This is a genomic window from Corynebacterium kefirresidentii, assembly GCF_016599755.1.
Taxonomy (GTDB): domain Bacteria; phylum Actinomycetota; class Actinomycetes; order Mycobacteriales; family Mycobacteriaceae; genus Corynebacterium; species Corynebacterium kefirresidentii.
In genome coordinates this window covers 1,168,861-1,193,972 of record NZ_CP067012.1, presented here as the reverse complement: position 1 = coordinate 1,193,972, position 25,112 = coordinate 1,168,861, and the positions used below count along the sequence as shown (strand labels likewise).

Below are 25,112 nucleotides of genomic sequence, written 5' to 3'. Positions count from 1 at the left end.
TGCGCCCCTTTCCCCATATCGAGGGATGACTACCGCGCGCGAGGGGAGCCGAGTTTAGGTTGTTTGGCAAAAAAGAGCGCTACCTCATCACAGATGCCAAGCTCACGCCTGGCCAGGACCGTAAGCGCCGCGAAATTCAGTACGGAATCTTCCAGTTCTTGCGCGTTCCTTCCTTGCTCATCGCCGGCTTTTTCCTCTATATGCATTGGTGGCTGCTAGCCGCAATCGTTGTGGGCGTGACTTTTCCCCTCCCGTGGATCGCCGTGGTAATTGGGAACGGCCGAGGAGAAAAGAAGGATAAGCGCGAAAAGAACGTGTACAAGCCAGCCATGAACCGGCAGCTTTATAGCCAAGCCCACGCCCCACAGGTATCCGGCGGCACCGCCCGGCCCATTGAGGCACACCACGACATCATCGATCACGAAGAAGAGTAAAGGATTCCTGCCCACATGACGACCGCTTTTGGCCCCGACTTTGATGCCCCCGCGCTAGCCAAGCTGGCCCCTGAGCTTTCCGACGTCTTTACCGCCGCCGGTTTTACTACCGATGGCGTGGCCGGGTACCTAGGGCCGGAGGTTACTGAAGCCCTATTCCGCGGCGAGCCGGCACCTGTTTCGCTAGCCGCGCACAGCGAATCTCAGATGGACTTGTTGATCCGCTTTTTCCTCCTGCACGAGCACCTGCCTGCCACGCTTTTGGGTGAGGCCGTAGGAGCGCGCCTGGCTACCCAGTTGCTGGATGCCAAGGTTGCGCTTGCCGACGCCCACGGCATGGCCTACATTGCCCTCGACATCCGCCCCCACACCATCGTGGGCGCTAACCGGCTCATCTTCTCCGACGTCGATGCCTCCCTCGTGGATCACGTACCCGGCCCTGACCATGTGCTGGGAGTAGGCGCGGCGAGTCTCTCTTTGCTGCAGTCCACGCCAGTAAGTCCAGTCAGCAGCGTTCTCGATCTGGGCACCGGCTCGGGTGTTCAATTGCTGGGGCAAATCGAATGCGCAGAAAAAATCACCGCGACCGATGTGCATGAGCGTGCCTTGGATTTGGCCACGGCCACCATCGCGGCCGCTGGTGAGGGCGACAAAGTGGAATTGCTCCCTGGGTCATGGTTTGAGCCCGTAGCTGGTCGCCGCTTTGACCGTCTAGTAGCTAACCCGCCTTTTGTTGTAGGCCTTCCCGAAGTGGGCCACGTCTACCGCGATTCCGGATTAAACCTCGACGGAGCCAGTGAATTGGTTGCCTCTCAAGCCACCGATCACCTGACGCCCGGCGGAACCGCTCACCTTCTGGCTGCATGGGTACACACCAGTGGCGAAACATGGCAGCAACGCGTTGCTTCCTGGTTGCCGGATAAAGGGATCGCCGCCTGGGTCATTCAGCGCGACGTTGCCGATCCCGCACTTTATGTGTCCACCTGGCTCGAAGATGAATCCCTCGATATTCGCTCCCCTGAGGGGCAAGAGCGCTCTCGCGCCTGGCTCGAACATTTCCAGGAACACGAAGTAAACGGCATTGGTTTTGGTTTCGTAGCTATTCAACGCATCGGTGACGATGAGCCTGCAGATATCTTGGCCGAAGAAATGCCGCAGGCCTTCAGCGATCCGCTTGGCCCCGAAGTGGAAGAATACTTTGCCCGTGTGGCGTGGCTGCGCGATCTTGTGCCGGGAGAACTGCAGGGAAAGCACTTCCAAGTAAGGCCCGGCTTGGCACGCGAAGATATCAGCACCCCAGATGAAGATTTGGGACAGGGATTCACCCGCGCCGCCTTGCGCCTAACCCGCACAGACGGCCCGCGTTGGAGCCACGAGGTAGATGAACACATTGCCGCAATTGTCGCTGGTCTCAACCCACAGGGTCTGAACCTAGAAGAGACAATTGGGCTGTATGCGGCGGCGCACGGATTCGATGAGGAAGAACTCACCGCCGCTGCCCTCCCTGCAGTCATCGATATGGTCCGCCACGGTCTGCTTATCCCAGCAGATCTCCTCTTGGACACCGGTTCAACGAACCTTAGCTGATACCGCATTTTCAACCCACTGGATAGATAAGGAGAAGTAAGCGGTGCGCGCAGTTTTGACTCGAGTTTCAGAGGCCACAGTAACCGTCGATGGAGAGACCGTCGGGGCCATTGATTGTCCCGATACCGGCGGTCTTCTCGCGCTCGTCGGCGTCTCGCGCGAGGATATGGATGATTGGCAGCCTCGAGCAGAGAAAATGGCGCGCAAAATTGCAGAACTGCGCATTCTTGACGGCGAGGTCTCGGTGCTCGATGCCGCAGCTCCGGTACTAGTAGTGAGCCAATTTACTTTGTATGGTCGCACTGCCAAGGGGCGACGCCCTTCATGGGCGGATGCCGCGCCAGGTCCGGAAGCTGAGCCGGTTGTTTCAACGATTATCAACCACCTCAAGGAACGCGGCGTGTCAGTAGAAACAGGCCAATTCGGGGCTAAAATGCGCGTCTCTTCTGTAAATGAAGGCCCTTTCACCGTTTTAGTTGAGACGTAATTTGCGCGCCCTTCTCCCGCCCCAACGATCCTCAAAACGTATTAAGCAGGACTTTCATTAGAGCACTTGTGACTGGTGCCACTCTCGGTGAAATTATATGGAACAAGCCATAAAGAACGGCAGATTGCAAATTTTTCGAGAGTGATAAATGCCCTACCTGTAGTGCAATAATTTATTATCATCCTGCAAGTTTCTGTTCTATACTGAAGGCACAGCGAAGCAAAAGGGCTGGACAAGCAGGATGAGAGAACTTTTCTCAAGGTCCTACTAACGCAAAGTTGAATGAGAATTTTTTTTCTCAGTCACGGTTGCAGAAGCCCAAACGCTTCGGCCGACCAACTAGATGTAGGAAAGAAAATGTCCCACTCACTCAAGCGGCGCAATTCAGCCCAGCACCCAGAAAACAGGGCAGAAATGCCCGAAACCCCCAAGACAGCCGCACCGGCTCCTGGCATCGACACCCCCTTCGATGGCCAGAAGGGCGCACCGAAGTGGAATAAGGAAGACACCGTATGGATGCTCTCCCTGTTCGGCACCGCCATCGGCGCCGGTGTCCTCTTCCTCCCCATCAACGCCGGTATCGGCGGTATCATCCCGCTGCTCATCATGACGGTCGTAGCACTGCCTATGACCTACTGGGCTCACCGCGGAATGACCCGCTTGGTACTGTCCAGCTCCAAGCCAGACGGTGACCTCACGGACGTCGTCGAAGAGCACTTTGGCAAGAAGGCCGGTGTTCTCATGAACATCCTGTACTTCCTGTCGGTCTACCCCATCCTGCTGGTTTACTCAGTCACCATCACCAACACGGTCAACTCCTTCCTGGAGCACCAGCTCGGCGTTACCCCGCCGCACCGCTGGCTAACCTCTCTCTTGCTCGTTGGTGGACTCATCTTGATTGTCCGCATGGGCAAGGACGTCGTGGTTCACGTCATGTCCTACCTGGTATACCCGTTCATCGGCATCCTGGTTCTCCTTTCCCTTTACCTCATCCCGAAGTGGAACACCGCACTCTTCGATTCCTTTGACCTAAACGTTGCTCGCGAAGCCTCTGGTCACGGCATGGGCGTTACCCTGATGCTCTTGGTTCCGGTTATGGTCTTCTCCTTCAACCACTCCCCGATGATTTCTTCCTTCGCCGTTGACCGCCGCCAGACCTACGGCAAGTTCGCAGAAGCCAAGTCCCGCAAGACCCTGCTCCGCGCTGAGATCCTCATGGTCGTCGTGGTTATGTTCTTCGTCTTCTCCTGCGCCCTGAGCCTCTCCCCGGCTGATATGGCAGAAGCTAAGGCACAAAACATCACCATCTTGTCCTACCTGGCCAACCACTTCGATACCCCACTTATCCAGTGGATTGCTCCTATCATCGCCATGATTGCAGTTGCTAAGTCCTTCCTTGGCCACTACCTCGGCGCAGCCGAAGGCTTCGAGGGTCTCATCGTCAAGGGCAGCAAGAACGCAAGCAAGGATGACGCACAGTCGGCTCACAAGCTCGACACCATCACCCTCATCTTCATGCTGGTTACCGCTTGGCTCGTCGCTTGGGCTGACCCGTCCATCCTGGGCATGATTGAAACCCTGTGTGGTCCAACGATTGCCATCATGCTCTTCATCATCCCGATGGTCGCTATCCACAAGGTTCCTGCTCTCCAGCGCTACAAGGGCAAGGCTTCCAACTACTTCGTCTTCTTCATGGGCCTCGTCGCCCTAGCAACCATCATCTACTCCATCGTCCACGCCTTCTAAGCACCGCCGTAGACGAGAAATTCGCAGAGGATTCAAGGAAAGAACAATGTTCATCAGCATCTTCGATATGTTCAAGATTGGTATCGGCCCCTCAAGCTCACACACCCTAGGGCCAATGAAGGCCGGCAAGGCTTTCGTAGACGAGCTCAAGGAAAAAGACCTCTTTGACAAGGTCACTCGAGTGCAGGCAAATGTCTACGGTTCCCTCTCCCTCACGGGTATCGGCCACTCCACCGACAAGGCCATCCTCCTCGGCTTGGCCGGTGAAGAGCCAGAGACCGTTGATATCGACGGCATCTCCGAATTCATGAAGAACGTCCGCAGCAGCGAGAAGCTCATGCTGGGCGGCACCCACGAGGTAGAATTCCCCAAGGACGGCGGCTTCTTCTTCCACGACGAATACCTCCCGATGCACGAAAATGGTATGTGTCTTATCGCCTTCGCCGGCGAAGAAAACATCCTGCACAAGACCTACTACTCGGTCGGCGGCGGTTTCATCGTCAAGCAGGAAGACTTTGCAAAGCGGCAGGACGTCAAGGTTGATATCCCCTTCCCATATGCCAGCGCTGCAGAAATGCTCGAACTGTGCGAAAAGAACGATATGACCCTCCCCGAGCTGGGCTTGGCCAACGAATTGGCACTGCGCTCTGAAAATGAGGTCAATGAGCACCTGCGCAAGGTTCGCGATGTCATGTACACCGGCATCAAGCGCGGTTCCTCCACCGATGGTCCGCTGCCTGGTTCCCTGCTCGTTCCGCGTCGCGCGGCTGCCCTTAAGCGTCGTCTTGAGCAGTCCGAACCGCACGATGGTTTGAACATCCTCAGCTGGGTAAACATGTTTGCACTGGCTATCTCCGAAGAGAATGCAGCCTGCGGCCGCGTTGTTACCGCTCCTACGAACGGCGCCTGTGGTGTCGTCCCCGCAGTCCTGGCTTACTACGACAAGTTTGTCGAGCCAGTTACCACGGAGATGTTCGCTGACTACATCTTCGCCTGCAACCAGATTGCTTCCCTGTACAAGATGAACGCTTCCATCTCTGGCGCTGAGGTCGGCTGCCAAGGTGAAGTTGGTGTGGCGTGCTCCATGGCTGCCGGCGGACTCGCCCAGCTCATGGGCGCTACCCCAGAGCAGGTATGCATCGCAGCTGAGATTGGCATGGAACACAAGCTTGGCTTGACCTGTGACCCAGTCCTCGGACAGGTTCAGGTACCCTGCATTGAGCGTAACGCCGTTGCTGCGGTCGACTCCATCACCAGTGCTCGCATGGCGCTAGAGCGTGAGAGCAAGCCGTGTGTTTCTTTGGACGAAGTCATCTGGACCATGTACAAGACTGGTAAGGATATGAATGCCAAGTACAGGGAGACCTCACAAGGTGGTCTGGCCCTAGCAGTTCACCCACCAGTCCCGGTGTGTGGATAAAGAACACCCTGTAATGAAGCGATGAGCCGGGTGAGCACAGCGCTAAGCCGCTAGTGTTCACCCGGCTTTCTTCGGACTATTCCCTTTCTTCCACCGAGTCGCTTCCATGTGGTACCTTCGCTATAACCTGACAGGAATTAAAGGACATGCTTCAGCTAATGAATTTTCCTAGCGGCAGTGCCTCCGAAGAAAACTTCCTCGAGCAGTATATTCCCCTCGTCGAATTCCTCGGTAAGGCAATGGGCCCCAACACCGAAATCGTCCTCCACGATCTCGACGTTCCCGATAAATCCATCATGGCCATCGCCAATGGGCACATCTCCGGCCGGCAACTTGGCGGCCCGGTGACCGACTTCGCTCTATGGTTTATGAAACAGGGCGATGCCGCAGCAATCCCCATGATGACCGGCTACCGCGCCGTCAATGCGGAAGGCAAGATTTGCCGCTCCTCTAGCTACTTCATCCGAGACGACTCCGGGCATATGCGCGGCATGCTGTGCATCAATGTTGATGTATCCGAATTAGTACACATTCGCGATGCGGCCGCAGCACTCATCGGCAAGGCCGATGATCCCGCATTCGATAAGTCAAAGGCTTTCGGCGGCTACCCAGGTGAAACTGAGCTACCCAACCGCCCCGTTGCAGTACCAGACCCAGTTCCAGATAAGGAACCGGTAGAGGAAGAAGCGGACAAGGAAGGAGTCAGCGAGTCTTTGCGTTCCAACGTGGAACACCTTCTGGACTCAATGTTGGACTCCGCCATTTCTAACCAAAACACCCCTGCCCCTCGCATGCAGCGCGAGGAGCGCCTCGAGGTGGTCTCAGATTTGGAGGATGCGGGATTCTTCCTTCTTAAGGGAGGAATTGCCGCAGCGGCAGAGCGGCTAGGTGTTTCCGAACCCACCATTTACCGCTATCTCGTACAGGTACGCGGATAGTACTCCTACGTACCTGCCCCATCGCAGAGCGCGGCGTTCTCCGTGGCACATCTCCCCCGAAAAGGTGGAGTCGTACCACGGGGAACGCCGCGTTTTATCAATTCTTTCCACATTGGGAACTAAATCTCTAAAGACTCCGTTGTACCTTGTGAAACCGGCGACAAATTCAGGAGGCTTCACTATGACGAAGACATCTGCCACCACCGCCAAGGGCGCTTCAGCTGCCACTACTAATGAAGAACAGGAAGTAGATCGCGGATCTCGCCGCAACCAAACCAACGACAACCCCTCTGCCGACCTCGTTCGTGTTTATCTCAACGGCATTGGCAAGACCGCATTGCTCAGCGCGGAAGATGAGGTAGAACTCGCTCAGGCCATCGAAGTTGGACTGTACGCGGAGTACAAGCTCAATAACGCTGAAAAGCTCACCCGTGCAGAAAAGCGTGACCTTAAAATCCTCGCCCGCGAAGGCAAAAAGGCACGCTCCCACCTGCTTGAAGCCAACCTGCGCCTCGTGGTCTCGCTGGCAAAGCGCTACACCGGCCGCGGTATGCCACTGCTGGATCTCATCCAGGAGGGAAACCTCGGCCTCATCCGCGCGATGGAAAAGTTCGATTACGCCAAGGGCTTTAAATTCTCCACCTATGCCACGTGGTGGATCCGCCAGGCAATTACCCGCGGCATGGCTGACCAGTCTCGCACCATTCGCCTCCCAGTCCACTTGGTAGAACAGGTCAACAAGCTGTCCCGCATTAAGCGCGAGATGTATCAATCCCTGGGCCGTGAAGCTACCAATGAAGAGCTTTCGGAGGAATCAGGCATTGACGAAAACAAGATTGAGATGCTGCTGCGCCAGTCGCGCGACCCAGTCTCTCTCGATATGCCGGTAGGTACCGATGAAGAAGCTCCTTTGGGTGACTTCATTGAAGACGCCGAAGCTACCGATGCAGAAACCGCGGTCGTAGCCTCCATGCGCCATTCCGATATTCGCGGAGTGATTGACACCTTGGAAAAGCGCGAGCAGGACGTAATTCGTCTGCGCTACGGCCTCGATGATGGTGTTCCGCGCACCTTGGATCAGATTGGTCGCCGCTTCGGTCTTTCGCGCGAACGTGTACGCCAAATTGAGCGCGAAGTTATGGCAAAGCTGCGCGATGGCAACCGCGCCGATCGCCTGCGCGAGTACGCTCTTTAATCTGGGCTGGCAGCGCTCCGCGCCCAGTCCCCCTCCCCGAGTCCATTCGGCACAATACTGCCACGGGCTCGGGGTTTGGCGTTAGAAAGGCAGCGGCTTAGTTCGACGCGGCGAGCAAGGGCTTAGGTAGGCTAATCTGGACTGCAGAGTCTAGAAAGCGCTTTCCCGTCCTTGGTCGGGAGATTAGCCGCGAAACTGTATTCACACAGAAAGGTATGCCCACGTGAGGGACCTAGTTGATACAACGGAGATGTATCTACGCACCATCTACGAGCTAGAGGAAGAAGGTATTACTCCCCTTCGCGCCCGCATCGCGGAGCGTTTGGAGCAGTCTGGGCCTACGGTTTCTCAAACTGTAGCTCGCATGGAACGCGACGGCCTTTTGCACGTGCGTACCGACCGCAGTTTGGATCTCACGGACAAGGGCCGCGACCTGGCTACCGCAGTCATGCGCAAGCACCGTTTGGCAGAGCGTTTGCTTACCGACGTCCTCGGGCTCGACATCGCAAAAGTTCACGACGAGGCCTGCCGTTGGGAGCATGTGATGAGCGAAGAAGTAGAAAAACGCATGGTCGCGGTTCTCGATGATCCAACCCGGTCACCATTCGGCAACCCTATCCCGGCGCTGTCTGCACTGGGCTTCGATGCTCCGCAGCCGGACCAGGGCACCCGCGCAGTCGATCTCCCCAATGGTGAGGAGGTCTCCGCCACCGTCATCCAGGTCAATGAGATTTTGCAGGTTGATGATGGCACCTTCCAGGAACTCACCGCTGCCGGAATCCGCGTGGGAGCAAAGGTATCGGTAGTCAATAACAGCGGCACGATTACGTTGTCGACACCGGATGGCGGCAGCGTCGTGCTTTCCGACGACTTGGCGCACGCAGTGCGCGTGGAGGTATAACCATGAAACTTCTTGTCACCGGTGGCGCCGGCTATGTCGGCAGCGTGTGCGCCGCTGTATTGGTCGAACAAGGCCATGATGTAACCATCATTGACAATTTCTCCACCGGAAACCGCGAAGCCGTTCCAGAAACAGCCCGCGTCGTCGAGGGCGACGTGGCGGATAAGGCCGCCGAGGTCCTGGGAGAAGGTGGTTTCGAGGGTGTCATCCACTTCGCGGCGCGCTCGTTGGTGGGCGAATCCGTGGAAAAGCCCGATGAGTATTGGCAGCACAATGTCGTTACTACCCTGACGCTGCTCAATGCCATGCGGGATAACGAGGTCAAAAATCTCGTCTTCTCCTCCACCGCTGCAACCTACGGTGAGCCGGACCAAGTGCCGATTACAGAGGATATGCCAACCCAGCCCACCAATCCCTATGGTGCAACCAAGCTTGCCATCGACTACATGATCACCTCTTTCGCCCACGCCTATGGATTGGGGGCGACCTCCCTGCGCTACTTCAATGTGGCTGGAGCCTACAGAAACATCGGTGAGAACCGCGAGGTAGAAACCCACCTCATCCCCATCGTGTTGCAGGTGGCCTTGGGCCACCGCGATAAGATCTTCATGTTCGGTGATGACTGGGATACCGCAGACGGCACCCCAGTGCGTGACTATATCCATATCCGTGATCTGGCCGATGCCCATGTGCTTGCTCTCGAATCCAATGAATCTGGTAGTCACCGCATTTACAACCTGGGTTCTGGTGATGGCTACTCCGTCAAGCAGGTCATTGAGATGTGCCGCAAGGTCACCGGCCACGACATTCCTGCTGAGGTGGCTCCGCGCCGCGCAGGCGACCCCGCCACCCTCATCGCTTCCTCAGAGAAGATCAAGCGGGAGCTCGGATGGAACCCCACCCGCACGGATCTGGAAACGATCGTTACCGATGCATGGAATTTCACCCGCCAGCTAGGCGATAAGGCACATTCAGCGAAGCGGGCCTAGCCTCCGAAGCTACTTTGCGGGGCATCGGCGCCAAGCCCCGCCGCGTCGCGGGCTAGCTCACAGCCATGGCAGAGGCTCGTGACCAACCGCCTTCCCATGCCGCTGCGATACCCCTGCGCTATGAGGCGCCCCAAATTATGATGGGGCGCCTCTTCTACTAGTACAGAAAGCGCCGGACCCGCATAAATTCCGAATTCATGGGATACCTGGCTAGCTGCGTATAAGGCTAGGGCGTTATAGCGGATGGACCCCTGGAATGTACGTGCCACCGCTAGGAGGAGGTCCCCTGCTTCCCGCGGCGCAGACACCAGCTCTGTGATGACCAGGTCACGGGTCCACGTGGTAGACATCCACATGGCTGCTGCACACAGCAATTCCTCATTTTCCAAAGTCTCCTCCAGCGATTCCACCTCACTGAGCACGAAGCGGACATCAGCGATAAGGCGCTTGACCACCTGCACTGGATCTGAAGTTTGGTAACCGCGCCCGGCGCGCAGTTGGCGGGCGATTTCTCTGCAGCATCGCTCCATTGCGCTAATTTCTTCTTTCCCAAAGTATGGGTTGTGGTCCTTAAAACGCTGAACCAAGTCATTGCGGCTGAGTTCAGGAAGCATGCCATTATTCACGCACTCACGCATGGAGTGGCTCGTCGATATGGCGGGAATGGTTCCTTCCACCCAATTCTGCAGCGGGCCCTCGCCGTCCTCGGACGCGTGACCAAAAATGAGGTCGTAGGCGGTATCAGTAGATAGCTCTTCGGCCAGCCAACAGGCGTCAATGCCCACACCAGAGCGATCCTGAAAGCGGTAGAGGGAGTGCATGATATCCCATAGATCTTCTTCTTGGCGTTGAGAGAGAACGAAACCAAAGATGCTTTCGGGGTTGCCGCAGTGAAATGCATCCATCACTTCTTGCAAGGCGGCAGGGACATCGTTCAGATTGAGGCGAGCTACCGGCCCCATACTGAATCCGCGTGGGCTGGGCTGGATGGAAATGAGGATGACTGATTCGGAGGGGAAGAATCCGAGAATTCCTGGGATATTGGCGAGGATATCGCCGGGCGTACGAATGGGCTGAGTTGGTGTTGAGATGTTCATGGCCCCAGCTTCAGCCACGCGCGCAACCATGTATAGGACAAGCATCGAGAAGTGGTAAGAATCTGGGGATAGGCGGGGTGAGGGGGCGTCGGCAGGCGGCTTGTCCACACCCCGCCCGGGATTGCGCTGGCAATGTGCGGCGGTTTGGGGCACAATCAGTTATTTAACCTCCCAGTGCGCGCGGGAATACTGAGCCCGCCTGCGGCGTTGGGGTAGGTAAGAAAGCAAGGAGGTAACACAACATGCACGAAGAAGATCGCCGCATGTATGAGCTGGAGTATCCAGCCCCGGTGATTAGGGATGATTCCGGTGACGGACAAGGCCCCACCATGATTGTTGCCATGCACGGCTATGCAGACGCCGGCCAGGCCATCGAGGCTAGTGCGGACCACTTGAAGGCAGCTTTGGAAGGCCGCCAACTGGCCTCGTTTAACTCTGATGAGCTGATTGATTACCGCTCGCGCCGGCCAGCTGTCACCATCGATAAGGATCGGGCGCTAGAAATTGAATCGATGGACCTGGGTATCAAGGTCCTGCGCGATAATTCCGGCAAAACCTTCCTACTACTGTCTGGCCCAGAGCCCGACATGCGCTGGGAGGCTTTTACCACTGCTGTGGTCAAGCTGGTGGAAAAGTTCAATATCAATGACACCATCATGCTCTATGCCGCACCTATGCCAGTTCCGCACACCCGCCCCACGGTGGTCACTGCGCATGGCACTTCCTCCCGTCTGACTGAGCATATGTTGTCGATGGATTCCACCATGATGGTCCCAGGCTCTGCTGCACTGTATCTGGAAAAGGCACTGGCGGAGAAGCAGCGCACCGTAGCCGGATATACCGTCCACGTGCCGCATTATCTTGCGGCTTCGCCCTACCCGCAAGCCACTTTCCAGTTATTGAATTCGGTAGCTCGGGCTGCGCACCTCAATATTCCTTTGGGCAGCATCGAGGCTGATATTTCCCGCGTAGAAAACCAACTGGAAGAACAAGTTGGTGGCTCGGATGAGATAGAAAGCGTGGTTCAGCAACTCGAGCAGCAGTATGACGCCTATATGGAGCGCTACCGCAAAGAACACCCGCAGGCTATCATGCCCGGCGAGGAAGCCGTGCCTACCGGCGAGGAAATCAGCGAGGAATTCCAAGCCTTCTTGGCTTCTTTGGATAAGGAAGAAAGCCAGCAGATCATTAACTCTGACATAGATGACCGCGAAGATTCCGCCGATGGCGAGGGCTCTCAAGCCGATAACGGCAAGGATGATCCAGATTCCGCTCAGGGCGATAGCGACTTAGGTGACGATATCTAACTAACCCACCCTCATCACCGCTAAGGTGGTGGGGGTGAACTTATCTCAGCTGCTGCCAGATTTATCGGAAGTGCCCGAGTCCCTCGTAGATGAGGCAATCTGGGATACCTTTACCTCGTGGACCACCGGCCGGGGCATTAATTTGTATCCAGCGCAGGAGGAGGCCTCGCTGGGGATCTTGGCCGGCGATAATGTCATCCTCGCTACCCCGACTGGCTCCGGAAAGTCCATGGTGGCCAATGCCGCACACTTTATCGCCTTGGCCCGTGGCCAGCGCAGTTTTTATACGGCACCCATCAAGGCTCTAGTAAGTGAGAAGTTCTTTGCTCTCTGCGATATCTTTGGCGCGGAAAATGTGGGCATGATGACTGGTGACGCCACCGTCAACGGCAATGCCCCCATAATCGCCGCTACGGCTGAGATTGTGGCTAATATTGCGCTTCGCGATGGCGCCGAGGCCAATATCGACCAGGTGGTGATGGACGAGTTCCACTACTACTCCGAACCGGACCGCGGCTGGGCCTGGCAGGTGCCGCTGCTGGAATTGTCCAACGCGCAGTTCTTGCTTATGTCCGCCACCCTGGGCGATACCACATGGTTGGAAGAAGACCTTAGCCGTCGTACCGGCCGCGCTACCGACCTGGTTGCTGGTACCACGCGCCCCGTGCCGCTGGATTTTTCCTATGTCTTTAGTGCGGTACACGAGACCATCGAAGAGCTCTTGGCCGATAAGAAGGCCCCCATCTACGTAGTGCACTTTTCCCAGCGGGAGGCCGCCGAGCGCGCCCAGGCGCTCACCTCGCTTTCGGGGATAATCACCAAAGAAGAAAAAGAGGCCATTGCCCAGGAAATCGGCGGCTTCCGTTTCACCACTGCCTTTGGCAAGGATCTATCTAAGTTGCTGCGCAAGGGTATTGGCATCCACCACGCGGGTATGCTGCCCAAGTACCGCCGCCTAGTAGAGCGTTTGGCACAAAAGGGCCTGCTCAAGGTTATCTGCGGCACCGATACCTTGGGCGTGGGCATTAACGTGCCTATCCGTACCGTACTCATGACGGGGCTGGCTAAGTTCGATGGACAGCGCCAGCGCATTTTGAAATCGCGCGAATTTCACCAGATTGCTGGGCGTGCCGGCCGCGCCGGCTATGACACCGAGGGCACCGTGGTGGTCGAGGCCCCCGAGCACGAGATCGAAAACGCTAAGGAACGCCGCCGCATCGGTGATGACCCCAAGCGCTTGAAGAAGCTAAAGAAAAAGTCCGCTCGAGAGGGCGAGGTTTCGTGGTCCGAAAAGACCTTTGCGCGCCTTACTGAGGCTGAGCCTGAGCAGCTGACGTCTCAATTCCGCGTCTCTAACTCGATGCTGCTTAATGTATTGGCGCGGCATGGCAACGGCTATGAACACATGCGCCATCTGCTGCGGGACAATCACGATAATCGCAGCAAGCAGAATAAGGACATTCTCACAGCCCTCGACCTTTTCCGCGGGCTGGTGGATTCTGGCGTAGTGCAAAAATCCACCAAGGGCTTGGATATCTACGGCCGACCCTATCATTTGGTGCGAGAACTCCCCCGCGATTTCGCGCTTAACCAACCGCTGGGACCATTCGCCCTAGCCGCGCTCTCGCTGCTGGATCCGGAGGCGGACACTTATAACTTGGACGTTATTTCCGTATTCGAGTCCATCCTGGATGACCCGCGTCAGGTGCTCATCGCCCAGCAGAAACAGCGCCGTGGCGAGGAAATTGCCGCGCTGAAGGCGGATGGAGTGGACTACACCGATCGTATGAATATCGTGGAGGATATCACCTGGCCCAAACCGCTCGAGGAGCTTTTGGAGCAGGCCTACGATACTTTTGCGGAGACTAATGCCTGGGTCAAGGAATTTGAGTTGCGCCCCAAGTCCGTAGTCCGGGACATGCTCGAAAATGCAATGACCTTCTCGGACTTGGTGGCCACCTACGGCTTAGCCCGCTCCGAGGGCGTGATTTTGCGTTACTTGACCGATGCCTGGCGTACCCTCAAGCAATCCATCCCCGATGAGTACAACACCCCGGAGCTCGAGGACATCGTCATCTGGCTGGGTGAGCTTATCCGCCAGGTGGATTCCTCGCTTGTCGACGAATGGGCGCAGATGGCCGGCGAAGACTCCCCCATCGACCAAGACACTGTGGACCGCGAGCTTGCCTTCGGCGTGGAGGACCCCACCGCTCTTACGGCCAATCGCCGCGCCTTTACCATTATGGTGCGCAATTACATGTTCCGTTTGGTGCAGCTTTTCGCGCTAGAAAAAGAAGACCGCTTGGCGGAGCTGCTCGATTACCTGGACGAGGTGCCGGGCTTCGGCGCTATCCTAGATGATTACTTCGATGAGTATGATGACATCGATTCCGGCCCCGAGGCCCGCGGCCCGGAGTTTTTCCGCCTAGGCGATACTGACTCGCGTGCGTGGTCCGTGCGCCAGATCATCAAGGACCCAGACGGCGACCACGCCTACCAGTTCGTCGCTACGGTAGATCTCGATGCCTCCGATGAGGCTGGCGAAGTCCGACTGTCGGACCTGCGCGTGGAGTACTAGCCAGCCAAAACGACAAAGCCGCCCTAGCTGCCACGCCCCGAGTGAGGGGGACGTCGGCAAGCGCGAGGGCGGCTAAAGGCCGGCTATTTTAGCGTGCGGCCTCAATCTGGACAGCCTGTGCCACAGCCTGAACCACGGCAGCGACCTTGACGGCCTCCCAGACCTGCTCCTTGCTCAGACCAGCCTCGTTGAGCTCGTGAGCGTGAGCACCCAGGCAGTGCTCGCAGCCATTGATGGCGGAGACTGCGGTATTCCACAGCTCGAAGTTGGCCTTGTCCACGCCTGGCTTGGAGATGATGTTCATGCGCAGGCCAAACTTTACCTGTGCGTAGTCATCGCCCAACCAGCCCTTGGCGCGGTAAGCAACGTTATTCATCGCCATGACGGTGGCTGCGCCGTAGGCTGCCTCGATAGCCTCCTCGGAGAGGTGCTCTTTTGCTTCCTCAGCGATTTCTGCCAGCACGGTGTCATTGCGGGTTGCTGCGGCCGATGCCAGCAGGCAGCCCCACAGCTGCTCTTCGTCCAAGTCCTTGGAACGGGTCAGCGCACCGAGGTTGAGCTTCTGGTCCTTGGCGTACTCCGGCAGTGCAGACTTCAGATTATCAATAGACATAGCTTTTCTCCTTTTAGGTTTTGATAGGAATTTACTGCGCTGGATTTAAAAGGAAACCCCGCCACGAAAGCGGGGTTAACCTGCATCTCAGTGAGATTTAGAGCGCGGACTGAACGACGTCCATCTTGTTGATGTTCTTGGTGGGGTCGTTCTTCTCCCAGTTGCAAGCGCAGACCTCTTCGGACTGCAGGGCGTCGAGCACGCGCAGAACCTCGTCTACGTTTCGGCCGACAGCATCCGGGGTAACGGAGACGAACTGGATAACACCATCCGGGTCGATGATGAAGGTAGCGCGGTCAGCAACACCATCAGCGTTTTCTACGCCCAGTGCGCGGATGAGGTCGTGGCGCACGTCAGAGAACATTGGGAATGGAACTTCCTTCAGCTCCGGGTGGGTTGCGCGCCAGTTGAAGTGAGCGAACTCGTTATCGGTGGAGCCGCCGAGGATCTGGGTATCGCGGTCCTGGAACTCCTCGTCCAGCTTGCCAAAGGCAGCGATCTCGGTCGGGCAGACGAAGGTGAAGTCCTTCGGGTAGAAGAAGACGACCTTCCACTTGCCCTCGTACTTGTCCAGGGATACCTGCTCGAAGTAGTCCTCCGGCTGGTTAGCGTTGACGTCGTGCAGATCGCCACCGGTCAGGGCAGTGAGGTTGAACTCTGGGAACTTCTCGCCGACGGTCAAAATAGGCATAGTCTTCAACTCCTTTAGCAAAGGCTTTTCCTCTAAGTTTCCTGCCGCTTGGCGTACAAGCAGCGGGGCCGGACCGTGTCCGGCCCAACACGATCAGTTATACCATCTTTTCGGCTCGCGTCAATAGCAAATCCTATAGGTGAGTGTTAGAGTGATAGGCATGCATAATAAAGAGTATCGCCCTACACTTGCTCAGCTGCGTACCTTCGTCACCGTTGCGGAAAACAAGCACTTTGGTACCGCAGCCGCCAAGCTCGAAATTTCCCAGCCCTCCCTCTCCCAGGGCCTCGTTGCCCTCGAGCAGGGCTTGGGCCTGCAGCTTATTGAGCGCTCCACCCGCAAGGTCATCGTCACCTCGGCTGGTGAGACCCTCCTCCCCTACGCCAAGGCAACGCTTGAAGCAGCCGATACCTTCCTCGCCCACGCTCGCGGCGCCAACGGCACCCTTGCCGGCCCACTAACGATCGGCGTTATCCCCACCATCGCCCCCTACATCCTCCCCGATCTGCTCTCCATGCTTGCCGAGGCCTACCCGGATCTCCAGCCGCGCTTCGTCGAGGAGCAAACCCAACACCTCATCACCCGCCTGCGCAACGGCAACCTGGACCTAGCCATCATGGCCCTTCCTTCCGAGGCCACCGGCATGGTCGATAGCCCGCTCTACACCGAGAAATTCTCCATTGTCTGCCCGCCCGATCACCCCATCGCCGGCCGTGAGGACGTCGAGCTTGCGGAACTCAAGGACCTGGATTTGCTGCTGCTTGACGACGGCCACTGCTTGCGCGACCAGGTAGTCGACCTTTGCCGCCACGCCAATATCAACCCGGCCGAGGCCACCAATTCGGTCACCCGCGCCTCCTCCCTGACCACCATCATGCAGCTGGTCATGGGCGGGCTGGGCTGCACCCTCGTCCCAGAATCCGCCCTGGCAACCGAATGCCACGGCAAGGATGTAGCCGTAGCCCACTTCGCCCCCGACGTCACAGCCGAACGCGAGGTCGGCCTCGTATTCCGCTCCTCCGCTGCCCGCGCCGAGGAATTCCGCGAATTCGGCACGCTCATCACCGCCGCCTATAACAAGGCGATTGAGCGCTCCCGGCAGTAATCGTTCACGGCAAGCCCCACGGGGGCGTCGCCAAGCACACCAAAGGCCACCGCCCCTAACTGGAACGGTGGCCTTTAACTGTGGTGCGCTACGCCTGCGGGAGAGTATTGCGCCCCGCGCACTGGCGGAACATGTGCGCCTGTGCCAAGAGCGTAACCGGATACGCCACGATAAGGCCGATGCCCAAAAGCAAGAAGCCGGCAACAATGATGAAAAAGTTCAAAATGGCAAGCAGCAACATCTGGCCATAGTTGTCCTTGCCTGCCTTAAAGCCATTCTTTACTGCTTCGCCAACGCCATCGCCGTCAGCCGCAAACCACTGCATCAGTGAGAAAAGTGGTTGAATAAAGAAACTAATCACCAAAAGTACGCCCATGATGCCCATGACGCTTAATACTGCCGCAACTGCTTCTTCCTCCGTGAGATTCTCGGCGTCACCAAGCAGCCCAGTGACGGTTCCACCTACTACAGAGAATACAATGAACATCGACACCGCCCCGATGACGAGCATGATGACCAGCGGCTGCCACCAACGCACGTTCTTAAACAGGTAGCCCCAACCGGTGCGAGAGTCATCAATCTGGAAAAGCGCCAGGCGCATAACTACCAGCGACAAAACAAGGCTTAGGACAGTCGAAATGAGTTGAGAGACCAAAGAGCCTGCGGTTGCCTGACCCGCGCCGGAGTCGCCCGCAGCATTGATGCCAGCTGCAATAACAACAAAAACAATGCCTAGCGCAAAAAGCGCTAGAGATCCCAAAATCCACAGCTTCCAATTGCTAAAGACGGTCCTAAACGCCCAAGAAACGGCGTCTACGGCAGAGACCTTGCCGGTATATGGGCGCTGGCCTGCTTGGTAGCCCATATAGCCTTGGGTATTTTCTTCATGGCTTCCGCCATAGGACGGAAGCTGTCCGTAGTTTGGTCGGTCCTCGGGGTGATCGGTCGGTTCGTAGCGCGGAAAATCATCATTTCCACCCGAATACGGGTTCGTCATAACCGGGGTTCCTCCTTAAGGAATGCGAATCAGTGCATGGATAAGTATTTTCACTTTAACAACTTTTCCTCATTTCAGGCGGGCAGGTAAAATCTGTGCCTAGTCATGACTATGAATGAAACCCCTTCCCGCGACGAGCTTTTCGCCGCACTCGAAAATGTCACCTTGGCCGAAGCCCGCTCCTTCCGCCGCCGCCTGAAAAAGGCCCGTGCCCCGAAAGCGCTCCAAGAAATCGGCGCTGAAATCCACGCTGCGGCTGAGCGCGTCGCGCTTACCGACGCCGCCGTCCCCACCATCACCTACCCCGACGCCCTCCCCGTCACAGCCCGTAAGGACGATATTGCCGAAGCCATCCGTGACAACCAAGTAGTCATCATTGCGGGCGAGACTGGCTCCGGTAAGACCACCCAGATCCCAAAAATCTGTCTTGATCTGGGCCGCGGCCGCCGCGGATTAATCGGCCATACCCAGCCACGCCGCATTGCAGCGCGCACCGTGGCCGAACGCATCGCCTCAGAACTGGACCAAAAGATTGGCGAATCCGTCGGCTACGCCATCCGCTTTGATGATCGCGTCTCTGAGACCACCGCGGTTAAGCTCATGACCGATGGCATCCTACTCGCCGAGATGCAGCGTGACCGCTTCCTCAACAAGTACGACACCATCATCATCGATGAGGCCCACGAGCGCTCCCTCAACATCGACTTTTTATTGGGCTATCTCAAGCGTCTTTTGCCCAAGCGCCCCGATCTCAAGGTCATCATTACCTCCGCAACCATCGATCCGGAAAGCTTCGCTGCCCATTTTGCCGACGCCGACGGAAACCCTGCCCCCATTATCGAGGTCTCCGGCCGCACCTACCCGGTAGAAATCCGTTACCGGCCCCTCGAGTTCGAGGCCGGCGGAAAGGTGGTGGACCAAGACCCGCTCGACGGTTTGACCGAGGCAATCGAAGAGCTGATGCACGAAGGCGACGGCGATATCCTTTGCTTCTTCCCTGGCGAACGCGATATCCGCGATGCCATGGAGGCCATCGAAGGCAAGAAGTGGAAAAACGTCGAGGTCACTCCCCTCTTTGGCCGCTTATCTAATCAAGAACAGCATCGCGTTTTCAGCGAACACCGTGGCCGCCGCATCGTGCTGGCCACGAATATTGCAGAAACCTCGCTTACTGTGCCCGGCATCCGCTATGTGGTTGATACCGGCACCGCCCGTATCTCGCGCTATTCCACGCGCACCAAAGTCCAGCGCCTGCCTATCGAGCCTATCTCGCAGGCCTCCGCCAACCAGCGCTCCGGCCGCTGCGGCCGCGTTGCCGATGGCATCGCCATTCGCCTCTATAGCGAACAGGACTTTGAAAGCCGCCCCGAATTCACCGACCCAGAAATTCTGCGCACCAACCTCGCCAGCGTCATCTTGCAGATGGTCTCGCTCAAGCTAGGCGACATCGAACAATTCCCCTTCATCCAACCGCCCGAGCACAAGGCCATCCGCGATGGCCTTAACCTCCTGCACGAGCTCGGCGCTCTCCACGACAAGCAGGATAAGCCCACGCTGACCGCCACTGGCCGCGACCTAGCGCGCATCCCGCTAGATCCCCGTATGGCACGCATGCTCATTGAGGCCAATACCAACGGATGCCTGGATGATGTCATGGTCATCGTCGCGGCCATGACCATCCAGGACGTTCGCGAACGCCCCCTTGATTTCCAGGCCCAGGCCGACCAAGCCCACGCCCGCTTCAAGGACAAGTCCTCGGATTTCTTGTCCATGCTTAAGCTCTGGGACTACATTAAACAAACCCGCAACGAGCAATCCGGCAATAAATTCCGCAAACGCATGAAGCAGGAGTTCCTCCATTACATGCGCATTCGCGAGTGGTTCGACCTGGTGCGCCAGCTCAAGGACGTCGCCAAGCAGCTGGGCTGGACATACCAGGAAGGTACCGAGCGCCGCGCCGATGATATCCACATGTCCCTCCTGTCAGGCTTGCTGTCCAATATCGGCGCCCGCGATGGCAACTCCAAAGAATTCCAAGGCGCGCGCAACACCCGATTCCTGGTATTTCCTGGCTCCGCCTTGGCCAAAAAGCCGCCGGAGTTCCTCATGGCCGCCGAGCTGGTGGAAACTTCCCGCCTCTGGGCACGCGACGTCGCCACCATCGATCCCGCCTGGGTAGAAAAGCTGGGCGCAGACCTGCTCAAGCACAACTATTCCGAGCCCACCTGGTCCCGCAAACGCGCCACCGCCATCGCTCACCAGAAGTCCACACTCTACGGTGTACCCATTGTGGCCGACCGCACCGTGCCCTACCACCGCGTCGATCCCACCGCCGCGCGCGATATGTTCATCCGCAACGCGCTCGTTGCCGGCGACTGGAATACCCACCACGCCTTCTTCAAAACCAATGCCCAAGCGCTTGACGACGCCGCCGCATACGAAGAAAAAGCCCGCCGCCGCGGCCTCATCGTAGACGAAGACACCCTCTTCGACTTTTATGACCAGCGCATCCCAGCAAATGTAACAACCGGCCGTCATTTCGACTCGTGGTGGAAAAAAGAACGCCGTCGCAACCCTGAATTGCTGGATTTTGATCCGACAAAGCTCATCGATGACTCCCACGAGGTCACCGAAGACTCCTTCCCCGACCACTGGAGAAAGGGTTCCATCGACTACGAACTAACCTATAAATTTGAACCCGGCGATCCACTCGATGGCGTTACCGTGATGGTACCCATCCCCATGCTCGCCGGCTTAGATACCGAAGGCTTCGATTGGCTCGTACCCGGCCTGCGTCTCGAGCTCGTAACCGAACTCATCCGCAGCCTGCCCAAGGCCCTGCGCCGCACTGTTGTTCCAGCGCCCGAATTCGCTGAGCGCGCCATCGACCGCCTCGTCCCTTATGAAGGCACCATCACCCAGCAGCTTGCCGACGTCCTCCATGAACTCGGCGGCCAAGGCATCAACGCCACCGATTTCCAGCCCAGCAAGCTACCGATGCACCTGCGGATGAACTACGGGGCCATCGACAAGCGCGGCAAGATCGTCGACTCCGACCGCGACCTCGCAGCGCTTATCCGCCGCCAGTCCGGGCATATCAAATCCTCTGTGTCCCGCGTCTCTCGCACCGCTGAGTCCACCGCTGTCAGCGAGTGGACCGACGATACTCTAGGTGCCATCGATGACACGGTTACCACCAACGTCGACGGCCACGAAGTCACGGCTTACCCCGCCCTCGTCGCCACAAAGGACGGCGTTGAACTCAAGGTACATCCCACCAAGGCCGCAGCCGATGCCGCTATGGTTACCACCACCCTTACCCTGCTTATGCGCGACATTGCGGTCAATACTGCACAAATGGTCAAGGGCCTGCCGCTGCAACAACGCGTCGCCGTCGATTCCTATCCCCACGGCGGTGCCGATGGCCTGGTCAACGACGCCCGCGTCGCTGCCATACGCGACCTGATGCTAGAGGCCGGCGGACCCGTCCGCACTCCTTCCGCTTTCCAGAAGCTCAAAGACACCATCAAGCCCCAGGTTCCGGGCCGTGTGCGTCAAGCGGTGGTGGCTATCGCCCCAGGACTCGCCGAGTATTCCAACCTGCGAGCCGAACTCGCCCACTGGGACGGTGCGGCCATCGATGACATGCGCGAGCAATTGGAGTTCCTCCTACCCCGTAATGCCATCACAATCCATGGCATGTCCCACCTGCGTCATCTACCACGCTATATCCAAGCCATGCGCATTCGCTTGGAGGACATGAACCTTGACCCTGACCGCGACGCAGACCGCCAGGCCGAGGTAGATAACGCCAAGGCCTACCTCGCCAACCGGCTGCGCAGCCTACCACCTGGCCGCGAAAAGACGCGCGAAGTCAAGGACATTCGCTGGATGGTGGAGGAACTTCGCGTTTCACTATTCGCCCAACGCCTCGGCACCGCTCACGCAGTGTCACTCCGCCGCATCCAGAAGGCCGTTGACAAATTGCGCTAGAAATCCTCTCGGTCGCGCCTTCGCATGAGACGAATTTCAGATTCGAAATCATCAGCGCTTTCAAAGGACTTGTAGACCGAGGCGAAGCGCAGATAGGCCACCTCATCAAGATCGCGAAGCGGTTCCAAGATGGCCAGGCCAATCTCATTCGCGTTGACCTGAGAGGAACCATGCCCGCGTACGGTCTCTTCCACTTCTTGCGCCAGTTTTTTCAGGGCATCATCACCTACATCTCGCCCCTGACAGGCGCGCCGTACGCCGCGAATCAGTTTATCTCGACTAAAAGGTTCCGCGAGCCCGTTCCGCTTGACCACCAACAACACGGCCTTTTCTACCGTGGTAAAACGCCCCTTACACGAAGCACACTCACGCCGGCGCCGAATCGACGCTCCAGCATCTACGACGCGGGAGTCAATGACACGAGATTGCTCATTATGGCAAAAGGGGCAGTACACAGAGGTCCTTTCACTGACGTTGTTACCCCAGTAGTTTACTCGCCCAGCAGTCCGCCCAACCACCGAGCATAAGGCCACCGCCTCCCTAATGCACTACAGCAGCCTCGACCTGTTGAATGTCTGAGGTCGGCGGTTGCGGTGCACTACTTCCTTCCGCCCCTGCCAATCCGCCTAGGAGCGTGCCCAAAAAGACCGCGATGCCAAACACGCCACCTAAAACGTAGTTACCTGTGTTCGACTTCACCGCGCTACGTTGAGCTCTCTGTGAAAGACCGTCGCCCCCGCCAGATTTCACTCGATTCGAACGATATGTCGTTCGATCTTCCACGCGGAGAGTTCGAACATACCGCGAACCACCGCCCCCTCGCGCTGCGCGAGGAGCATATCGATCCACATCCCATACAGATGCGGGAGAAACCACTAGAGCGTCTGCAGAATTACGCTTTGCCAGGTCATTTCGAGAATTAATAAGTAGAGACATGTTTTTCCTTTCGACGACCGAACTCACCATAGGCATCCCACTGGACACTTAATTTGAAACAGTCGCCATAATGTTCGATTTAGTTGGTACGTTCGATTTATAGCACCGCTTCGAATACTTGTCCACCCGTGGACACAAATCTCGAACATCTGTACTTTTCATGCTACAAATGACTTGTGGCACTCTAAATCCGCCCACTAATAGACCGACAACGAAGTCACCCGACCCTACGTAGGAGCCAGCAATGGGCCGCAAGCCAAAAAAGTCCGCCGAGAAGACCGATTACGCATCCCTATCCGACCGCCAACGACGAATCCTCAATGTCATTAGTGACGCCGTCATGCTGCGTGGCTACCCACCAAGCATTCGCGAAATCGGCGATGCAGCAGGCCTGCAGTCCACATCCTCAGTTGCCTATCAGCTGAAGCAATTGGAAGAAAAGGGATTTCTCCGGCGCGACCCAAATAAGCCGCGTGCCGTAGATGTTCGACATCTCAACACAGACGAAGGCACCAAGAAGCCTGGCCGCAAGCCCGCTAAGCCCGAACAGCAGGTTCCCGAGGACGCAGGCACTGTGTCTTATATTCCTGTGGTCGGTCGCATCGCTGCGGGAGCACCCATTACCGCTGAGGAAAACGTCGACACGTACTTCCCCATGCCTGACGAGGTTGTCGGCAGCGGCGACCTATATATGCTGCAGGTAGTCGGCGATTCAATGAAGGATGCAGGGATTCTCGACGGTGACTGGGTGATTATTCGCTCCCAGTCAGTTGCTGAGGAAGGCGAATTTGTCGCAGCGCTGCTGGACGGTTCCGAGGCCACCGTTAAGGAATTCCACCGCGATTCCTCGGGCGTATGGCTACTTCCCCACAACGATGCTTACTCACCCATTAATGGCGATGATGCAGAAATTATGGGCAAGGTTGTATCCGTGTTCCGCAAACTTTAAACACTCACCCAGCTTCACTCCGCCCCGCAACGGCCACCCCGGGCCGTGCGGGGCTTATTTGCGCACATTTAGCATTGAGATAGCTTCGCCGCCAGCCACCCCCATTTTGGCGCCATTTTGGACCCAGACAGCAAAGGAGACGAAAATCCCACTTTCCCACTTTTTGTCTTGACCAGCTATTTTCATACTTCGCGGCACGGCGATAGCTGTGCAAATTTTTGCTTTAGTCCGGTTATTCCCGATTTTTGAGACAATGGACTAAGAAAAACAACATCGCGGGACTTTCCTATCCACAAAATCCGGGAATTTTTACCCCCGCTACTCCCCGCGGTGTGCTTAAGTCCAAGGAGGAATAATGTACGCAGAAGAGCGGCGCCGCCAGATAGCGTCTCTCACCGCCGTTGAAGGTCGCGTCAACGTCACTGAGCTATCCGAGCGCTTCGAAGTCACGGCCGAAACCATTCGACGCGATCTAGCGGTGCTGGATAGAGAGGGCGTCGTCCATCGCGTGCATGGCGGCGCGGTAGCATCCCAGTCCTTTCAAACTGCGGAACTTACCCTAGACACCCGGCAGCGTTCCGCCTCCGGCGCGAAAGCCGCCATCGCCCGAGCTGCGCTGGATTTTCTTCCCCACGGCGGCGGCAGCATTTTCCTCGACGCGGGAACTACGATTAATGCATTTGCTGAGCTGATAGGACAGCAATACCCCCAAGGCCAGTTCAACATCGTCTCCAATAGTCTGCCCATCGCCTTGTCCTTAGCAGGCAGCGGAGTACCGGACGTCCAGCTGCTTGGCGGCACGGTTCGCGCGATCACCCAAGCTGTCGTCGGCGACACCGCCCTGCGCACGCTAGCGCTCATGCGCGCCGACGTCGCCTTCATCGGAACCAATGCCCTGACCCTGGATCACGGGCTTTCCACGGCCGATCCCCAAGAAGCAGCCATCAAGTCTGCCTTTGTCACCAACGCCCACAAGGTCGTAGTGATGTGCGATTCCAGCAAACTGGGCAATGACTACTTGGTAAGCTTCGCCCCCGCCGCTGATATCGATGTCGTCATCACTGACGCCGCAGCCCCCGATTCCTTTGTGGAGGCGCTGCGCGAGCACGAAATTGAAGTCGTACTCGCCAGCGAATAAATCCCGCTCCT

Annotated in this window: 20 protein-coding genes; 15 read left to right on the top strand and 5 right to left on the bottom strand. The window is 57.3% G+C overall.

The genetic code is table 11. The annotated features are described in order from the left end of the window. Positions 1-59: 59 nt before the first annotated feature. The 9 genes from I6I12_RS05785 (at position 60) to galE (ending at position 9,697) form a co-directional block, all read left to right on the top strand. The gene (locus I6I12_RS05785) at positions 60-434 is read left to right on the top strand and encodes a DUF3099 domain-containing protein (protein WP_200288973.1); all 375 of its coding nucleotides are present in this window, start codon (positions 60-62) and stop codon (positions 432-434) included. A 15-nt stretch (positions 435-449) separates the two neighbouring features. Continuing rightward, on the top strand, positions 450-2,021 hold the full coding sequence (locus tag I6I12_RS05780) for a DUF7782 domain-containing protein (protein ID WP_200288972.1): 1,572 nt from the start codon (positions 450-452) through the stop codon (positions 2,019-2,021). Positions 2,022-2,064: 43 nt separating this feature from the next. Further along, the gene (gene dtd, locus I6I12_RS05775) at positions 2,065-2,508 is read left to right on the top strand and encodes a D-aminoacyl-tRNA deacylase (RefSeq protein WP_200288971.1); all 444 of its coding nucleotides are present in this window, start codon (positions 2,065-2,067) and stop codon (positions 2,506-2,508) included. A 357-nt stretch (positions 2,509-2,865) separates the two neighbouring features. Beyond that, the gene (locus tag I6I12_RS05770; RefSeq protein ID WP_200288970.1) at positions 2,866-4,254 is read left to right on the top strand and encodes an SLC5/6 family protein; all 1,389 of its coding nucleotides are present in this window, start codon (positions 2,866-2,868) and stop codon (positions 4,252-4,254) included. A 46-nt stretch (positions 4,255-4,300) separates the two neighbouring features. Next, the gene (locus I6I12_RS05765; protein WP_023021394.1) at positions 4,301-5,674 is read left to right on the top strand and encodes an L-serine ammonia-lyase; all 1,374 of its coding nucleotides are present in this window, start codon (positions 4,301-4,303) and stop codon (positions 5,672-5,674) included. 146 nt (positions 5,675-5,820) lie between these two features. Next, on the top strand, positions 5,821-6,612 hold the full coding sequence (locus tag I6I12_RS05760) for a helix-turn-helix transcriptional regulator (protein ID WP_023021393.1): 792 nt from the start codon (positions 5,821-5,823) through the stop codon (positions 6,610-6,612). A 181-nt stretch (positions 6,613-6,793) separates the two neighbouring features. Then, complete coding sequence (locus I6I12_RS05755; RefSeq protein WP_023021392.1) at positions 6,794-7,807, top strand: sigma-70 family RNA polymerase sigma factor; 1,014 nt, start codon at positions 6,794-6,796, stop codon at positions 7,805-7,807. A 223-nt stretch (positions 7,808-8,030) separates the two neighbouring features. Beyond that, on the top strand, positions 8,031-8,708 hold the full coding sequence (locus tag I6I12_RS05750) for a metal-dependent transcriptional regulator (RefSeq protein ID WP_023021391.1): 678 nt from the start codon (positions 8,031-8,033) through the stop codon (positions 8,706-8,708). Between the two features lie 2 nt (positions 8,709-8,710). Further along, entirely contained in the window at positions 8,711-9,697 is a 987-nt protein-coding gene (gene galE / locus I6I12_RS05745; protein WP_200288969.1) for a UDP-glucose 4-epimerase GalE, read from the top strand. Here the strand turns inward: galE and I6I12_RS05740 are convergent. Further along, positions 9,694-10,794 carry a DUF4192 domain-containing protein gene (locus I6I12_RS05740; RefSeq protein ID WP_200288968.1) on the bottom strand — a complete coding sequence of 367 codons (1,101 nt, stop codon included), beginning with the start codon at positions 10,792-10,794 and terminating at the stop codon, positions 9,694-9,696. The genes galE and I6I12_RS05740 overlap by 4 nt on opposite strands. A 242-nt stretch (positions 10,795-11,036) precedes the next feature. Here I6I12_RS05740 and I6I12_RS05735 point away from each other — a divergent pair, with 242 nt between their 5' ends. Continuing rightward, positions 11,037-12,101 carry a proteasome assembly chaperone family protein gene (locus tag I6I12_RS05735; protein WP_049361226.1) on the top strand — a complete coding sequence of 355 codons (1,065 nt, stop codon included), beginning with the start codon at positions 11,037-11,039 and terminating at the stop codon, positions 12,099-12,101. 34 nt (positions 12,102-12,135) lie between these two features. Next, positions 12,136-14,679, top strand: coding sequence for a DEAD/DEAH box helicase (locus I6I12_RS05730; RefSeq protein ID WP_200288967.1), 2,544 nt, complete (start codon positions 12,136-12,138; stop codon positions 14,677-14,679). Between the two features lie 88 nt (positions 14,680-14,767). On the opposite strand, the gene ahpD is transcribed toward I6I12_RS05730, so the two are convergent. Together ahpD and I6I12_RS05720 are read right to left on the bottom strand one after the other, a co-directional pair. Beyond that, entirely contained in the window at positions 14,768-15,292 is a 525-nt protein-coding gene (gene ahpD / locus I6I12_RS05725) for an alkylhydroperoxidase, AhpD family (protein ID WP_049361224.1), read from the bottom strand. A 97-nt stretch (positions 15,293-15,389) separates the two neighbouring features. Further along, positions 15,390-15,983: a peroxiredoxin gene (locus I6I12_RS05720; RefSeq protein WP_023021385.1), complete on the bottom strand. Its 594-nt coding sequence runs from the start codon at positions 15,981-15,983 to the stop codon at positions 15,390-15,392. 160 nt (positions 15,984-16,143) lie between these two features. Between I6I12_RS05720 and I6I12_RS05715 the strand changes: the two genes are divergently transcribed. Further along, entirely contained in the window at positions 16,144-17,088 is a 945-nt protein-coding gene (locus I6I12_RS05715) for a hydrogen peroxide-inducible genes activator (protein ID WP_200288966.1), read from the top strand. Between the two features lie 88 nt (positions 17,089-17,176). Here the strand turns inward: I6I12_RS05715 and I6I12_RS05710 are convergent, their stop codons facing one another. After that, positions 17,177-18,085 carry a hypothetical protein gene (locus tag I6I12_RS05710; RefSeq protein WP_200288965.1) on the bottom strand — a complete coding sequence of 303 codons (909 nt, stop codon included), beginning with the start codon at positions 18,083-18,085 and terminating at the stop codon, positions 17,177-17,179. 105 nt (positions 18,086-18,190) lie between these two features. Here I6I12_RS05710 and hrpA point away from each other — a divergent pair, with 105 nt between their 5' ends. Beyond that, complete coding sequence (hrpA, locus tag I6I12_RS05705) at positions 18,191-22,078, top strand: ATP-dependent RNA helicase HrpA (RefSeq protein WP_200288964.1); 3,888 nt, start codon at positions 18,191-18,193, stop codon at positions 22,076-22,078. Here the strand turns inward: hrpA and nrdR are convergent. Next, positions 22,075-22,533 (bottom strand): transcriptional regulator NrdR, encoded by a 459-nt coding sequence (gene nrdR / locus I6I12_RS05700; protein ID WP_049361220.1) that lies wholly within the window; start codon positions 22,531-22,533, stop codon positions 22,075-22,077. The two genes, hrpA and nrdR, sit on opposite strands and share 4 nt — an antisense overlap. A 725-nt stretch (positions 22,534-23,258) precedes the next feature. On the opposite strand from nrdR, the gene lexA reads away from it, so the two are divergent. Both lexA and I6I12_RS05690 read left to right on the top strand, forming a co-directional pair. Continuing rightward, entirely contained in the window at positions 23,259-23,963 is a 705-nt protein-coding gene (gene lexA, locus I6I12_RS05695; protein WP_200288963.1) for a transcriptional repressor LexA, read from the top strand. 355 nt (positions 23,964-24,318) lie between these two features. Further along, positions 24,319-25,101, top strand: coding sequence for a DeoR/GlpR family DNA-binding transcription regulator (locus I6I12_RS05690; RefSeq protein ID WP_023021379.1), 783 nt, complete (start codon positions 24,319-24,321; stop codon positions 25,099-25,101). The last annotated feature ends 11 nt before the right edge of the window (positions 25,102-25,112 follow it).

Bases quoted from the DNA above. Each gene is read 5' to 3' on its own strand.
- galE (WP_200288969.1), top strand. From the start codon at position 8,711: ATGAAACTTCTTGTCACCGGTGGCGCCGGCTATGTCGGCAGCGTGTGC.
- I6I12_RS05720 (WP_023021385.1), bottom strand. From the start codon at position 15,983: ATGCCTATTTTGACCGTCGGCGAGAAGTTCCCAGAGTTCAACCTCACT.
- I6I12_RS05755 (WP_023021392.1), top strand. From the start codon at position 6,794: ATGACGAAGACATCTGCCACCACCGCCAAGGGCGCTTCAGCTGCCACT.
- ahpD (WP_049361224.1), bottom strand. From the start codon at position 15,292: ATGTCTATTGATAATCTGAAGTCTGCACTGCCGGAGTACGCCAAGGAC.
- I6I12_RS05765 (WP_023021394.1), top strand. From the start codon at position 4,301: ATGTTCATCAGCATCTTCGATATGTTCAAGATTGGTATCGGCCCCTCA.
- I6I12_RS05735 (WP_049361226.1), top strand. From the start codon at position 11,037: ATGCACGAAGAAGATCGCCGCATGTATGAGCTGGAGTATCCAGCCCCG.
- I6I12_RS05690 (WP_023021379.1), top strand. From the start codon at position 24,319: ATGTACGCAGAAGAGCGGCGCCGCCAGATAGCGTCTCTCACCGCCGTT.
- I6I12_RS05760 (WP_023021393.1), top strand. From the start codon at position 5,821: ATGCTTCAGCTAATGAATTTTCCTAGCGGCAGTGCCTCCGAAGAAAAC.
- I6I12_RS05770 (WP_200288970.1), top strand. From the start codon at position 2,866: ATGTCCCACTCACTCAAGCGGCGCAATTCAGCCCAGCACCCAGAAAAC.
- I6I12_RS05715 (WP_200288966.1), top strand. From the start codon at position 16,144: ATGCATAATAAAGAGTATCGCCCTACACTTGCTCAGCTGCGTACCTTC.
- I6I12_RS05710 (WP_200288965.1), bottom strand. From the start codon at position 18,085: ATGACGAACCCGTATTCGGGTGGAAATGATGATTTTCCGCGCTACGAA.
- lexA (WP_200288963.1), top strand. From the start codon at position 23,259: ATGGGCCGCAAGCCAAAAAAGTCCGCCGAGAAGACCGATTACGCATCC.
- hrpA (WP_200288964.1), top strand. From the start codon at position 18,191: ATGACTATGAATGAAACCCCTTCCCGCGACGAGCTTTTCGCCGCACTC.
- I6I12_RS05780 (WP_200288972.1), top strand. From the start codon at position 450: ATGACGACCGCTTTTGGCCCCGACTTTGATGCCCCCGCGCTAGCCAAG.
- I6I12_RS05740 (WP_200288968.1), bottom strand. From the start codon at position 10,794: ATGAACATCTCAACACCAACTCAGCCCATTCGTACGCCCGGCGATATC.